Genomic DNA, 12,349 nt, shown 5'->3' on the forward strand with positions numbered 1-12,349 from the left:
TGGTGGGCACACGACAACGTCAGGAGCCACCGTGGCCGACCGCATCGCCGGGATCGACGTCCCGGACACCGCCCTCGTCGCCGAGGCGACCGAACTCGTCCGCGACGTCGCGAGTCCGCTGCTCTACCACCACTCCCGCCGCGTGTTCCTGCTCGGCTCGTTGCAGGGCAGGCGACTCGGGCTCACCGCCGACCCGGAACTGCTCTACGTCGGCGCCCTGTTCCACGACCTGGGACTCACCGACAGGTACCGGAGCACCGACCGGAGGTTCGAGGTCGACGGCGCCGACGAGGCCCGCCGATTCCTGGTCTCACATGGTGTTCCGGAGTTCGGGGCGCGGTTGGTGTGGGAGGCCATCGCCCTGCACACGACCCCGCGGATCCCGTGGCACCTGGAACCCGAGGTCGCGCTGGTGACGGCGGGCGTGGAGACCGACGTCCTCGGCATCGGGTACGGCCTGCTCGACCCGGCGCTGATCGCGGAGGTCGTCGCGGCGCACCCGAGGCAGGACTTCAAGCGACAGATCCTGAAAGCGTTTACCGACGGGGTTCGGGACCGTCCCGACACGACGTTCGGCACGGTGAAAGTCGATGTGCTGACCCACTTCGCGCCCGAGTTCACCCGAGGTGACTTCGTGGAAACAATCCTCGGCTCCGACTGGCCTGAGTGAGACGCGCAACCGTCGTTCGGCGGATGCCTCACGTCAACTTCGTCCGATACGTTCGGATCACGTGCCCTGGTCCCCCTCCGGTCAGGGCAACCCCTGCCGTAGTGGAGGTTCTTCATGCTGCGCAAAAAACGCGGCCTGCTCGCGGGTGCGTTCTTCGCGGTGCTCCTCGTCGCCGCGGGAGGTGTGACCGGCGCGCAGTCAGCTCCGGCCCCCGCCGACGGCGGTCCCCAGTTCATCCGGCTGGTCAGCCGCACGTTCGACCCGCTCGCCGCGCAGAGCAAGGCCGCGGTCGCGGACAGAGGCGCGTACCTGGTGCAGTTCAAGGGAAGCCTCACCGACGTCCAGCGCCGCCAGTTGCGGGCGATGGGGGCGCGCGTCGGCACGTACGTGCCCGACCTCGCCCACGTGGTGCGGATGAACGCCACCACCCGCGCCAAGGTCCAGCGGCTCCCGTTCGTCCGCGCCCTGGCGGAGTTCCGGGCCGCGGACAAGGTCGACCCCTCCACCGCGGCCGTCGCCGGGCGCTACCTCGTGACGCTGGCCGAGCAGGACTCCAAGGACCAGAAGGCCGTCGCGGACCGGATCACCGCGCTCGGCGGCGCGGTGGAGGAGGTGTCGGTCAGCGGCCAGCACCTCACGGCCGTGCTCGGCGCGGACCAGGTCGTCGCCGTGGCGGGGCTGCCGGAGGTGATCGCGGTCGGCGCGGAGTCCGCGCCCGAGACCGACATGGCCATCGCGCGGGAGACCAGTGGCGCCAACAAGATCCAGGACGCGGGCGGCTACACCGGCCGTGGTGTGCGGGGCGAGGTGATGGACGGCGGCCTGCGCGTCACGCACCAGGAGTTCGCCGCCCAGCCGCCGGTCGCGCACGGGCCGAACTCGACGGACACCAGCCACGGGACGTCGACGTACGGCGAGATCTTCGCCTCCGGCGTCAGCACGGCGCACCGGGGCATGCTGCCCGACGCGCAGGGCATCTTCGCCACGTACACCGGCAAGGACCGCTACGCGCACACCAAGGAACTGGTCGACCCGGCGGGCCCGTACCGCGCGGTGTTCCAGAGCAATAGCTGGGGCGACGCGCTGACGACCTCGTACACGTCCATCTCCGCGCAGATGGACAAGATCGTGTTCGACCACGACCTGCTGATCTGCCAGTCGCAGAGCAACGCGGGCACCCGCAGCTCCCGGCCGCAGGCGTGGGCGAAGAACGTGCTGTCGGTCGGCGGCCAGTACCACTTCAACACCGCCGACCGGGCGGACGACAGGTGGAACAGCGGCGCCAGCATCGGACCGGCGGCCGACGGCCGGATCAAGCCGGACATCTCCAACTACTACGACCGCATCGACACGACCTCGTCGACCAGCAACACCTCGTACACCACGTCGTTCGGCGGCACGAGCGGCGCGACGCCGATCACCTGCGGCAACGCGGGCCTGCTGTTCCAGATGTGGGCGGACGGCGTGTTCTCCGGCGGGCCGGGCAAGGCCGGTGACGTGTTCGCGTCCCGCCCGCACGCGGCCACGGCCAAGGCGCTGCTCATCAACACCGCCAACCAGTACGCGTTCACCGGGACCGCGCACGACATGACCCGCACCCACCAGGGCTGGGGTTCGGCGAGCGTCGGCAACCTGCACGCCAGGGCGGAGGCGAACGGCTGGAAGCTGCCGGTGCTGGTGGACGAGACCGACCTGCTGGCCACGGGTGACAGCAAGCGGTACACCGTGGATTCGGACGGCACGAAGCCGTTGCGCGCCACGCTCGCCTACACCGACCCGGCCGGTACGCCGGGCGCGGCGAAGGCCGGGGTCAACGACCTGACGCTGAAGCTGACCGCGCCCGACGGCACGGTGTACTTCGGCAACAACGGCCTGTCCACCGGTGTCTGGTCCACCTCAGGTGGCGCGGCGAACACCGTGGACAACGTGGAGAACGTGTTCGTCGACGCCGCCGCGGCGGGCACGTGGACGGTCGAGGTGATCGCGACGCAGGTCAACGCCGACGGCCACGTCGAGACGGCCGAGACCGACGCGGACTACGCGCTGGTCGTGTCCTAGCCGGACGCCCGAACTCCCCGTCACGACGCCGTCGTGGCGGGGAGTTCCGCGTGGAGGCCCGGCTCCGCCGCGCGGGGGTCCCACGTCCGGGTGAGCCGTGTGGCGGGGTCCGGCGGGCCGGTGCAGGGTGGTCGGTGACTTCGACACAGGAGGAAACCGCTGCATGATCCGCGTCAAGCCCTCGGCGGGCGGCCAGGTCAACATCACGTTCGTGCTGTCCGATCCACCGCCGGGACACACCAGTGTCGTGGGGTGCTTCAACAACTGGACGCCGGGCAGGCACCGGCTGGTCAGGCGCTCCAACGGCACGTGGTCCACGGCGGTCCGGGTCGACTCCGGAGCGACGCTCTGCTTCCGCTACCTGGCCAGTGACGGCGTCTGGTTCGACGACCGCGACACCGAACTGGCTCGCGACGACCGGGGGCAGTTGATCTCGGTCTAGAGCTGGTTCACGCCCGGTGGGCCCCGGCCGCGCGCTGTGCGGGTTCGGGGCTCGCCGTGGTGGCGGCGAAGTCCATCGACACCCCGGCGGCCAACGCCAGGAACGCCGACCGGTGCAGTTCCCACCGTTTCTCCAGCCCGCACGTCGTGATCACCTTGAGCACGGCGGGGGAGCAGACCAGCGCCAGCGGCTGCTCGGTGGTCAGCGCGTTGATCCCGGCCGCGGCGAAGAACGTGACCTCGCTGAGGTCGACGACCACCGAGGTGAACCACAGCCGGGCGTGGGCGATGCGGTCGGCGAGCAGCCCGGCCGACATCGCGTCCACCTCGCCGCGCACGGTGACCACTCCGGCGTTGGCCGGTGGAGCGGGGCGGACGGTGACGGACAGGCCTCTGAAGGGCGGGATTTGCGCTGACCTGCTCGCGGACCGCCCGGTCGCGAATTCCAAGCTCATGTGCGTGCCAACTCGGGTGTACACCGGGGTGTTCCCGAATGAGACGACTGAATATCAACCGGGACAGCGGTCCTACTTTATCGTTTCGTGATTCACTCGACAATGCGCGTCTTCGTCACTGAATAGTCAGTCGGTGGGAGTAAAAGGCATTCCCGCGGAGGCTGGAGATCGCGGAGCGGAGTGGTCCGCCAAACGGATAGCGTGACTATCCGTAACCGGCGATACACTGTGCACCGGGTGAGAACTCGAAAGGGAGGGCCCGGATGCGCATGGCCGAACTGAGCGCCGAGTCTGGCGTTCCAGTCGCCACGATCAAGTACTACCTGCGTGAGGGCTTGGTGCCCTCCGGTGAGCTGACCAGCCCCAACCAGGCCCAGTACCAGGCGAAGCACCTCCAGCGGCTCAAGCTCGTGCGCGCGCTGCTCGAGGTCGGCGGCCTCTCGATCGTCGACGTCCGCGACGTCGTCCGAGCCATAGACGACCGGGCTCCGACTCACGAACTCCTCGGCGTCGCCCAGCACGGTCTGTTCGTGCGGAAGAACGAGGTCGACGAGGAGAGCCGCGCGTGGGCGCGGGCGCTCATCGACGACATCGCCGCGCAGCGCCAATGGACGCTCGAAGAGGGCGATCCCTACGTCAAGTCGTTGGTGAGCCTGCTCTGCACGTTCCGCGATCTCGGCCACTCGCACCTGCTCGGCATTTTTCCGCACTACGCCGAGATCGCCGACGCCGTCGCGCTGGTCGACCTCGAAGCGATAGGCGACCTGCCGACCGCTGAGCAGATGGTGGAGAGCGCGGTCGTCGGGACCATCCTGGGTGACGCGGTGTTCATCGCGCTGCGCCGGATCGCCCAGCAGTTCGCCTCGCGCAAGATGTTCGGCGAGGACCCGCCCGCGGCGGGGTGATCACCAGTGCGCGGGCCTGCTCAAGGCAGGCGGCAGCGCGGTCCGCGCGTCACCCCTGGCGGCGTTCACCTGCGCCTGGGTGAGGAAGATGCTCCCGGTCAGGTCCGCGCCGCGCAGGTCGGCGTCGCGGAAGTCGGCCCCGATCAGGTCGGCCAGGCGGAGGTTCGCGCCCCTCAGGTCGGCCCCGATCAGGTAAGCGCCGCGCAGGTTGGCGCCCCGCAGGTCCGCGCCGGACAGCTTCGCGCCGATCAGGTCGGCGCCGCGGCGGATCCTCTTGTTCTTCTGCTTCGGCGAGCCCGCGCGCACGAGTTCGCTGGCGCGGAGCAGGAGGGCGTTCACGCCCTCGCGGTGGCCAGGCACGTCCAAGGCGCCGAACGCGTCGGGGTCCGTGCGGGTCAGCCGTTCGGTCTCGGCCAGCGACGCCTCCAGTTCGGCGCGCAGCGGCTCGACGGCGCGCAGGGCGAGCGCCTCCGTGAGGTAGAAGAGCAGCTCGTGCAACTGGCGCATCACCGGGAACACCGCGAACATCCGCTTCGCCGTGTCCTCCGAGTCCCGCCAGCTCTCGCCGCCGAACGTGACCTGCGAGGTCTTCTGCCCGGCGCCGAAGCAGTCGAACACCGTGCAGCCGGAGAAGCCCTTCGCGCGCAGCGCGGTGTGGATGTCGCAGCGGTGGTCGGCGAGGAGGTTCCGGCACGGGTCCCCGGCGTCCTTGTCGACCGCGAAGTCCGCCGACCTGGAGAACGCCAGCGCGACGCAGCAGAGGCCGAAGCAGTTCGAGCAGTCGGCGCGCAGCTCGGACGGGGTGTTCTCGGGCAACGGGTTCCGGTCTCCTGGGAGGGCGTGTGGCGGTGCCACCAGGGTAGGTGAACGCCGAAACCGCCCGGCCGACGGCCGGGCGGTGGGGCGTCGGCTCAGAGAGCGGACTTGAGGAAGGAGATCGCCTGGGCGATGGCAGCCCTGGCGGCGTGGGTCTGGCTCAGGGCGTTCAGCATCACGAAGTCGTGGATGATCCCCTGGTAGCGGACGGCGGTGACCGGCACGCCCGCTTCGCGCAGCTTGGCCGCGTAGGCCTCGCCCTCGTCGCGCAGCACGTCCGCCTCGCCGGTGATGACCAGTGCCCGCGGCAGCCCCTCGAGCTGCTCGGTGGTGGCGCGCAGCGGGGACGCGGTGATCTCGGCGCGCTGGGCCGGGTCGGTCGTGTACTGGTCCCAGAACCACTGCATCGCGTCGCGGCGCAGGAAGTAGCCCTCGGCGAACTCGCGGTACGACGCGGTGTCGAAGGAGGCGTCGGTCACCGGGTAGAACAGCACCTGGCCGGTGAACACGACGTCGCCGCGCTCCTTGGCGAGCAGCGTGAGGGCGGCGGTCATGTTGCCGCCGACCGAGTCGCCCGCGATGGCGACGCGGGTGCCGTCGAGGTCCTTGCTCGCGCCGTGGGTGCCGATCCAGCGGGCGACGGCGTAGTTCTCCTCGATGGCGACCGGGTAGCGGGCCTCGGGGGAGAGGCTGTACTCGGGGAACACCACGGCGGCGCCCGCGCCGACGGCGAGTTCGCGGACCAGCCGGTCGTGGGTGTGGGAGTTGCCGAACACCCAGCCCGCGCCGTGGATGTAGAGGATCACCGGCAGCACTCCCGTGACACCTTCGGGGCGCACGATCCGCACTCGCACGTCACCGGTCGGACCGCCCGCGACAACGAGGTCCTCGACGTCGACGGCGGGCTTGGCGACCTCGCCGGACTGCACCTCGTCGACCGTCGTGCGGCCCTTCTCCGGGCCAAGGTCGAAGAGGTAGGGCGGCTTGGCGGTGGCGTCCGCGAAGTCCTGCGCGGCCTGCTCCAGAACGACGGTCATCGCTGGCTCCTTCACTCGCTGCTCGAAGCTGACGTGGTGAACGCTAGTAAGCAATTAGCTCGTGCACAAGTTAAACGTGCACGATGTGTCGCACGTCTCGCGCTCACGGGCCCGGTGCACCAAGGTGGACCCATGGCAGAGTCGACCCGTGTCGTGATCGTCGGTGGCGGATTCGCCGGATTCCAAGCCGCCCGCTCGCTCTCCCGCGCCCTGCCGAAGGACGCGCCCGTCGAGATCGTGCTGGTGAACCGCACGGACTACTTCCTCTACCTCCCCCTCCTCCCCGAGGTCGCCGCGGCCGTCGTGGACCCGCGGCGCGTCACCGTGTCCCTGCCCGCCGCGCTGCCGCGCGTTCGGCTGGCACTCGGTGAGGTCACCAGTGTCTCGCTGGAGGACCGCACGGTCAGCTACACCGATCCCGAGGGCGGAGCGCACGACCTCTCCTACGACCGGGTGGTCTTCGCCTCCGGCAGCGCCAACAAGCTGCTGCCCATCCCCGGAGTCGCCGAGCACGCGCACGGCTTCCGCGGCGTGGCCGAGGCCCTGTACCTGCGCGACCACGTCATCCGGCAGGTCGAGCTGGCCGCCGCCACCGACGACCGGGCGGAACGCGACGCGCGCTGCACCTTCGTGGTCGTGGGAGCCGGGTACACCGGCACCGAGGTCGCCGCGCAGGGACCGCTGTTCACCAAGGCGATCATCAAGCGGCACAAGGAACTCCGCGACCAGCGGATGCGCTGGATCCTCCTCGACGTCGCGCCGAAGGTGCTGCCCGAACTCGACCCGCGGCTGTCCCGCGCCGCCGACAAGGTGCTGCGCAAACGCGGCGTCGAGGTCGAGATGGGCACCTCCGTGAAGGAGGCGACCCGCGAAGGCGTCCTGCTGACCAGCGGCGAGTTTGTCGCCACGCGCACCCTCGCCTGGTGCGTCGGCGTCCGCCCCGATCCCCTCGCCGAGGCCACCGGCCTGCCCACCGAGAAGGGCAGGCTCTGCGTCGACCCCAACCTCACCGTCCCCGGCCACCCCGAGGTCTTCGCCTGCGGCGACGCCGCCGCGGTCCCGGACCTCACGCGTCCGGGCGAGGTGACCGCCATGACCGCCCAGCACGCCGCCCGCCAGGGCACCCTCGCGGGCAAGAACGTCGCCGCCTCACTCGGCTACGGCGCCGTCCTGCGCGACTACAAGCACCACGACCTCGGCTTCGTCGTCGACCTGGGCGGCTTCGACGCGGCCGCGAACCCCCTCCACATCCCCCTGTCCGGCTTCCCGGCGAAGGTCGTCACCCGCGGCTACCACCTGGTCGCCATGCCCGGCAACCGCATCCGCACCGCCGTCGACTGGGCACTCGACGCGGTACTCGGCCGCCAGTCCGTCCAACTCGGCCTGGTCCGCTCCGACGCCGTTCCACTGGAGACGTCGAAGCCCGGCTAGAACTCGCCATCCCCGTGGGGGCGGTCCATTCGGGACGGTCGCGCGCGAGGGCCTGCGGCTCGTGGGACAAGGTCGACATCGCGAATCCGTCGACCGGACGCGGCCCTGCTCGATTAGCGTGGGGCCACATGGACCACGAGCGCGCGTTGCCGGACCTGTTGGACGACATCGAGGAACTGGTGACGTGCGAGTCGCCGTCGGCCGATCTCGCGGCGGTCGCGGCGTCGGCCGACGTCGTCGCGCGGATCGGTGAGAAGCGGCTCGGCGTGGCGCCGGAGCGGATCGTCGTCGACGGTGTGAGCCACCTGCGGTGGAAGTTCGGTGACGGCCCGTCGAAGGTGCTGCTGCTGTGCCACCACGACACGGTGTGGCCGCTCGGAACCCTGCTGACGCACCCGTTCTCGATCGTCGACGGCGTGCTGCGCGGGCCGGGGTGCTTCGACATGAAGGCGGGCGTGGTGATGTCGGTGCACGCCGTCGCCGAGCTGGCCGACCCGTCCGGGGTGACGCTGCTGGTGACCGGCGACGAGGAGATCGGCTCGCCGAGTTCGCGGGCCCTGATCGAGGCCGAGGCGGCGGGGTGCGCCGCCGCGCTGGTGATGGAGGCGTCGGCCGACGGGGGAGCGCTCAAGACCGAGCGCAAGGGCGTGTCGTTGTACCGGGTCCGGGTGCACGGGCTGGCCGCGCACGCCGGGCTGGAGCCGGAGCGCGGGGTCAACGCCACCGTCGAACTTGCCCACCAGGTGCTCGCGGTGACCGGGCTGGTCGACCCGGAGCTGGGCACGACCGTCACGCCGACGGTGATGTCGTCGGGCACCACCGGCAACACCGTGCCCGCGGCGGGGGAGTTCTCCGTCGACGTGCGCGCCCGGTTCGCCCACGAGCAGCTCAGGGTGGACGCCGCGATCCACGCCCTGCGGCCGGCTTTGCCCGGTGCGCGGCTGGAGGTGCTGGGCAAGCCGAACCGGCCCCCGCTGATGGCGGAGGCGTCCTCAGCCCTGTTCGACCGGGCCGCCGCGGTCGCCGCCCGGATCGGGCACCCGCCGTTGACCCGAGTCGCCGTGGGCGGCGGGTCGGACGGCAACTTCACCGCGGGCATCGGCGTCCCGACCCTCGACGGGCTCGGCGCGGTCGGCGGCGGCGCCCACGCGGACCACGAGCACGTGCTGGTGGCGGAACTCCCCGCGCGGACGGCGCTGCTGGCCGAACTGGTCGCTGAGCTGCTGGAGGCCTAGCCGGTGCGGTCGATCGCGCGGGCCAGTTCCGTCAGCGCGTCGACCACCGAGGTGCGGCGCTCGGGCGGGATCTGGTCCAGCGCTTCCCGTTGGAAGGCCCGCATGCGGTTGTCGGCGACGTGCCAGGCGGTCTCGCCGCGCGGGGTCAGGGTGACGAGGACGGTGCGATCGTCGCCGCTCACCCGCTTGCGCGCCACGAAGCCCTTGTCCTCCAGTTGCTTGAGGGCTCGGGTCGCGGTGGGCTGCGCCACTCCCGCTCGGGTGGCGAGCCTGCCGACGGCCATCGCGCCCTGCTCGGTGAGCGGGGTGAGGAGGACCAGTTGCGATTCCGACAACTGGTCCGGGCCGGTCGAGGTGGCGGCGAGACTGCTGCGGTTGCGGTGCATCAGGGCGTAGAGCCTGTTGCACGCCTTGGTGAACTCGTCGACTTCGTCGTCGGTGAGGTCGGCTGTCTCGGGCATGGGTCCAGTAAAGCACATGTGACGCTATTTTATAGCTTGCTATTGTCTTTGTCCGCCATTGTGCTTCTTATGGTAAACATCTGACTAGTCAACTGATTGGGTGGTCATGTTCGGTGAACCGGTGGTCGGGTGGCGCGGGTCCGGTGATCCTCTGGCGCCCGTCGTGGTGCTGCTGCACGGGCGCGGGTCGCACGAGGCGGAGGTCATCGGCCTGGTGGACCACCTCCCGTCCGGGCCCGCCTACGTGGCCGTGCGCGGTCCCGTGGACCTCGGCGGTGGGTACGCGTGGTTCGAGAACAAGGGGATCGGTCGACCGGTCGCGTCCTCGCTGGCCGCGACGATGGGGTGGTTCCGGTCCTGGTTGGACGTGGTGGCGCCGGACGGGCGGCCGGTGGTGCTGATCGGGTTCAGCGGGGGTGCGGCGTTCGCGGGCGGGTTGCTGCTGGACTCGCCGTCGCGGTACGCCGGGACGGCCGTGCTGTGCGGGACGCTGCCGTTCGACGCGGGCGTCCCGGTCGCCCCCGGCCAGTTGGAGGGCGCGTCGGTGTTCGTCGCGCAGGGGGCGATGGACCAGGTGATCCCCGCCGAACTCCAGGATCGGACGTGGAAGTACCTGCACGGGGAGTCCGGGGCTTCGGTGGTGTCGCGGCGGGATCCGGTCGGGCACGAGCTGGCCGCCGAGGCCGTCGTTCACCTGGGCGAGTGGCTGTCGTCGAGGACTCCTTGACCTTCCCGTAAGGGGAAGGCCCAAGCTCGGTGGAGTCGATCCGCACCGAGAGGACCTGAGATGAGCATCCCTGCCGTGGTCACCCGTTACCTGGAAACCACCGACCCCGCCGCTCTGGCGGAGTGCTTCACGCCGGACGGCACCGTGTTCGACGAGGGGGCGACCTACGTCGGGCGCGAGGAGATCGTGTCGTGGCGCGAGAAGGCCGCCAGCCAGTGGACCTACACGACCACGATCACCGACACGGCCGTCACCGGGGAGGACCGGTACCGGGTGAGAGCCCACCTGGAGGGTGATTTTCCTGGCGGGGTCGCCGATCTGGCGTTTGACTTCACCGTGGACGGCGAGCTGATCTCGTCGTTGGTGATCGGGTAGGGGGAGTTGTGGCTGTACTGCTGTCCATCGGGGAGTTCGCCACGATGACTCGGCTCAGCCGGAAGGCGTTGCGGCACTACCACGACGTAGGGGTGTTGGAGCCCGCGAAGATCGACCCCGAGACGGGGTACCGGTTCTACGACACGTCACAGGTGCGGTCCGCGCACCTCATCCGGCGGTTCCGTGAACTGGACATGCCCGTCGCCGAGGTGAAAGCGGTCCTGGAGGCGCCGTCCGAGTCCGTGCGGAACGAGGTGATCGAAGCGCACCTGCGGCGCTTGGAGGAGCAGGCTGAACGCACTCGCGAGGCGATTGCGTCCCTGCGCGTGCTGTTGGGCTCGCGGTCGTCCGACTCGTCCGCCGATCCACCCATCGGATTCCGCTCGGAACCCGCCGTGGCAGCGGCCGCCGTGACCGCCGTCGTGGGGATCGACTCGGTCGTGGAGTGGTGGAAGGGCGCCGTTTCGGAGATCTCGACCGTCCTGTCCGGAGCGGGCGTCACACCGTCCGGAGTGGTCGGTGGGCTCTATTCGATCGAGCTGTTCAGCGAGGAGGAGGGGGAGGCGTCCGTCTTCGTCCCCGTCGACGTGGTGGTCCCGCCGGTCGGCCGGGTGCACATGGTCACCGTGCCCGCCGCTTCACTGGCCGTGGCGGTGCACTCCGGGCCCGCCGAGGACCAGACGTACGGGCAACTGGGGACGTTCGTCGCCGAGAGAGGCATCGGCGCGGCCGGTCCGGTGCGCGAGTACTACGTGGAAGGAGGTGTGGAAATCTGCTGGCCTGTTACCTCTGTGGCTTCAGTGTGAACTGAATTCAGCGTTCTGGTTGCTCCACCGCATTCACGGCCGCCAGGTCAGGAGAGGACGCCGTCCAGCGTGCTCAACCAGCCACGAAGCAGCACCAGGAGTTGTTTGTCGGTGCCTCGCTCTACGGTGTGGGCATGGATTTCGAGCGGCACTGTGCGGAGATCGTCAAGCAGTCGGACCTGCTGCGGGCGTCACTGGTGGGCGCTGACCTGACTGCACCAGTGCCGTCGTGCCCCGGTTGGAACGTAGGCCAACTGGTGCGCCATCTCGGTGGTGGTCAGCGGTGGTGTGCGGAGGTGGTGAGTACTCGTGCCTCGTCACCGCCGCCGGACGACCACTTCCGTGACCTGTCGCCGTACACGGCGGAGGACCCGGCGGTGGTCGGACCGTGGCTGGTCGAGGGAGCGGCGCTGACGGCCGAGGTCCTGCGTGAGGCTGGGTCCTCGCTGGAACTGTGGACACCGCTGGAGCGGGCCGGGACGACCACGGCCTTTTGGGCGCGACGATTCGCTCATGAGACCGTGGTGCACCGAGCGGACGCCGAACTCGCCCTGGGCGTGGAGTACGAACTCGACCGGGAGGTCGCGGTTGACTCCATGGACGAGTGGATGGCTCTCGGTGCGCTGCCGGAGATGTTCGACTTCCACCCGGCGTGGCGCGAGTTGCTGGGCGAGGGTCGGACCGTTCACCTGCACGCGACGGACGTTCCCGACGCGGAGTGGGTGGTCGATCTGACGGGCGGCGTCATCACCTGGCGTCGCGCGCACGAGAAGTCCGCCGTGGCCGTGCGTGGGCCGCTGGTGGAGTTGTTGCTGGTCGTCTATGGCCGTCGTCCACCAGGGCAGCGGACGGAGGTGCTTGGCGACTCGGCGTTCCTGGAGCACTGGGTGAGGACGGTGGCGTTCGGCTGACCGCTTTCGACCGCTGACCGA

General features: G+C 70.1%; 14 protein-coding genes. 10 read left to right on the plus strand and 4 right to left on the minus strand.

The window, feature by feature from the left end; all coding sequences use genetic code 11:
* Window positions 1-31 precede the first annotated feature (31 nt).
* From NZH93_RS10845 to NZH93_RS10855, 3 genes are all read left to right on the plus strand, one after another.
* The gene (locus NZH93_RS10845; RefSeq protein WP_259622857.1) at window positions 32-670 is read left to right on the plus strand and encodes an HD domain-containing protein; all 639 of its coding nucleotides are present in this window, start codon (window positions 32-34) and stop codon (window positions 668-670) included.
* 114 nt (window positions 671-784) lie between these two features.
* Window positions 785-2,728 carry a DUF8729 domain-containing protein gene (locus NZH93_RS10850; RefSeq protein WP_259622858.1) on the plus strand — a complete coding sequence of 648 codons (1,944 nt, stop codon included), beginning with the start codon at window positions 785-787 and terminating at the stop codon, window positions 2,726-2,728.
* 163 nt (window positions 2,729-2,891) lie between these two features.
* Window positions 2,892-3,170, plus strand: coding sequence for an early set domain-containing protein (locus NZH93_RS10855; protein WP_259622859.1), 279 nt, complete (start codon window positions 2,892-2,894; stop codon window positions 3,168-3,170).
* Window positions 3,171-3,177: 7 nt separating this feature from the next.
* Here the strand turns inward: NZH93_RS10855 and NZH93_RS10860 are convergent, their stop codons facing one another.
* Window positions 3,178-3,624: an STAS domain-containing protein gene (locus NZH93_RS10860; RefSeq protein ID WP_259622860.1), complete on the minus strand. Its 447-nt coding sequence runs from the start codon at window positions 3,622-3,624 to the stop codon at window positions 3,178-3,180.
* 263 nt (window positions 3,625-3,887) lie between these two features.
* Here NZH93_RS10860 and NZH93_RS10865 point away from each other — a divergent pair, with 263 nt between their 5' ends.
* Window positions 3,888-4,529, plus strand: a complete 642-nt coding sequence (locus NZH93_RS10865) for a MerR family transcriptional regulator (protein ID WP_259622861.1) — start codon at window positions 3,888-3,890, stop codon at window positions 4,527-4,529.
* Here the strand turns inward: NZH93_RS10865 and NZH93_RS10870 are convergent, their stop codons facing one another.
* Window positions 4,530-5,345 carry a pentapeptide repeat-containing protein gene (locus NZH93_RS10870; protein WP_259622862.1) on the minus strand — a complete coding sequence of 272 codons (816 nt, stop codon included), beginning with the start codon at window positions 5,343-5,345 and terminating at the stop codon, window positions 4,530-4,532.
* Between the two features lie 95 nt (window positions 5,346-5,440).
* Window positions 5,441-6,382 carry an alpha/beta hydrolase gene (locus NZH93_RS10875; protein WP_259622863.1) on the minus strand — a complete coding sequence of 314 codons (942 nt, stop codon included), beginning with the start codon at window positions 6,380-6,382 and terminating at the stop codon, window positions 5,441-5,443.
* Between the two features lie 132 nt (window positions 6,383-6,514).
* On the opposite strand from NZH93_RS10875, the gene NZH93_RS10880 reads away from it, so the two are divergent.
* Together NZH93_RS10880 and NZH93_RS10885 are read left to right on the plus strand one after the other, a co-directional pair.
* A complete protein-coding gene (locus tag NZH93_RS10880; RefSeq protein ID WP_259622864.1) occupies window positions 6,515-7,813 on the plus strand; it encodes an NAD(P)/FAD-dependent oxidoreductase in 1,299 nt (432 codons plus the stop codon).
* A 128-nt stretch (window positions 7,814-7,941) separates the two neighbouring features.
* Window positions 7,942-9,048 (plus strand): M20/M25/M40 family metallo-hydrolase, encoded by a 1,107-nt coding sequence (locus NZH93_RS10885; RefSeq protein ID WP_259622865.1) that lies wholly within the window; start codon window positions 7,942-7,944, stop codon window positions 9,046-9,048.
* Here the strand turns inward: NZH93_RS10885 and NZH93_RS10890 are convergent.
* Complete coding sequence (locus NZH93_RS10890; RefSeq protein WP_259622866.1) at window positions 9,045-9,509, minus strand: MarR family winged helix-turn-helix transcriptional regulator; 465 nt, start codon at window positions 9,507-9,509, stop codon at window positions 9,045-9,047. The two genes, NZH93_RS10885 and NZH93_RS10890, sit on opposite strands and share 4 nt — an antisense overlap.
* A gap of 106 nt (window positions 9,510-9,615) precedes the next feature.
* Here NZH93_RS10890 and NZH93_RS10895 point away from each other — a divergent pair, with 106 nt between their 5' ends.
* The 4 genes from NZH93_RS10895 to NZH93_RS10910 all read left to right on the plus strand — a co-directional run bounded on the left by NZH93_RS10895 (window position 9,616) and on the right by NZH93_RS10910 (window position 12,328).
* Window positions 9,616-10,236: an alpha/beta hydrolase gene (locus NZH93_RS10895; RefSeq protein WP_259622867.1), complete on the plus strand. Its 621-nt coding sequence runs from the start codon at window positions 9,616-9,618 to the stop codon at window positions 10,234-10,236.
* Window positions 10,237-10,296: 60 nt separating this feature from the next.
* Window positions 10,297-10,611 carry a nuclear transport factor 2 family protein gene (locus NZH93_RS10900; protein ID WP_259622868.1) on the plus strand — a complete coding sequence of 105 codons (315 nt, stop codon included), beginning with the start codon at window positions 10,297-10,299 and terminating at the stop codon, window positions 10,609-10,611.
* A gap of 8 nt (window positions 10,612-10,619) precedes the next feature.
* Window positions 10,620-11,417, plus strand: coding sequence for a MerR family transcriptional regulator (locus NZH93_RS10905; protein ID WP_259622869.1), 798 nt, complete (start codon window positions 10,620-10,622; stop codon window positions 11,415-11,417).
* Window positions 11,418-11,551: 134 nt separating this feature from the next.
* Window positions 11,552-12,328: a maleylpyruvate isomerase family mycothiol-dependent enzyme gene (locus NZH93_RS10910; protein WP_259622870.1), complete on the plus strand. Its 777-nt coding sequence runs from the start codon at window positions 11,552-11,554 to the stop codon at window positions 12,326-12,328.
* The last annotated feature ends 21 nt before the right edge of the window (window positions 12,329-12,349 follow it).

It is taken from the genome of Umezawaea endophytica (genome assembly GCF_025061645.1).
Lineage (GTDB): Bacteria > Actinomycetota > Actinomycetes > Mycobacteriales > Pseudonocardiaceae > Umezawaea > Umezawaea endophytica.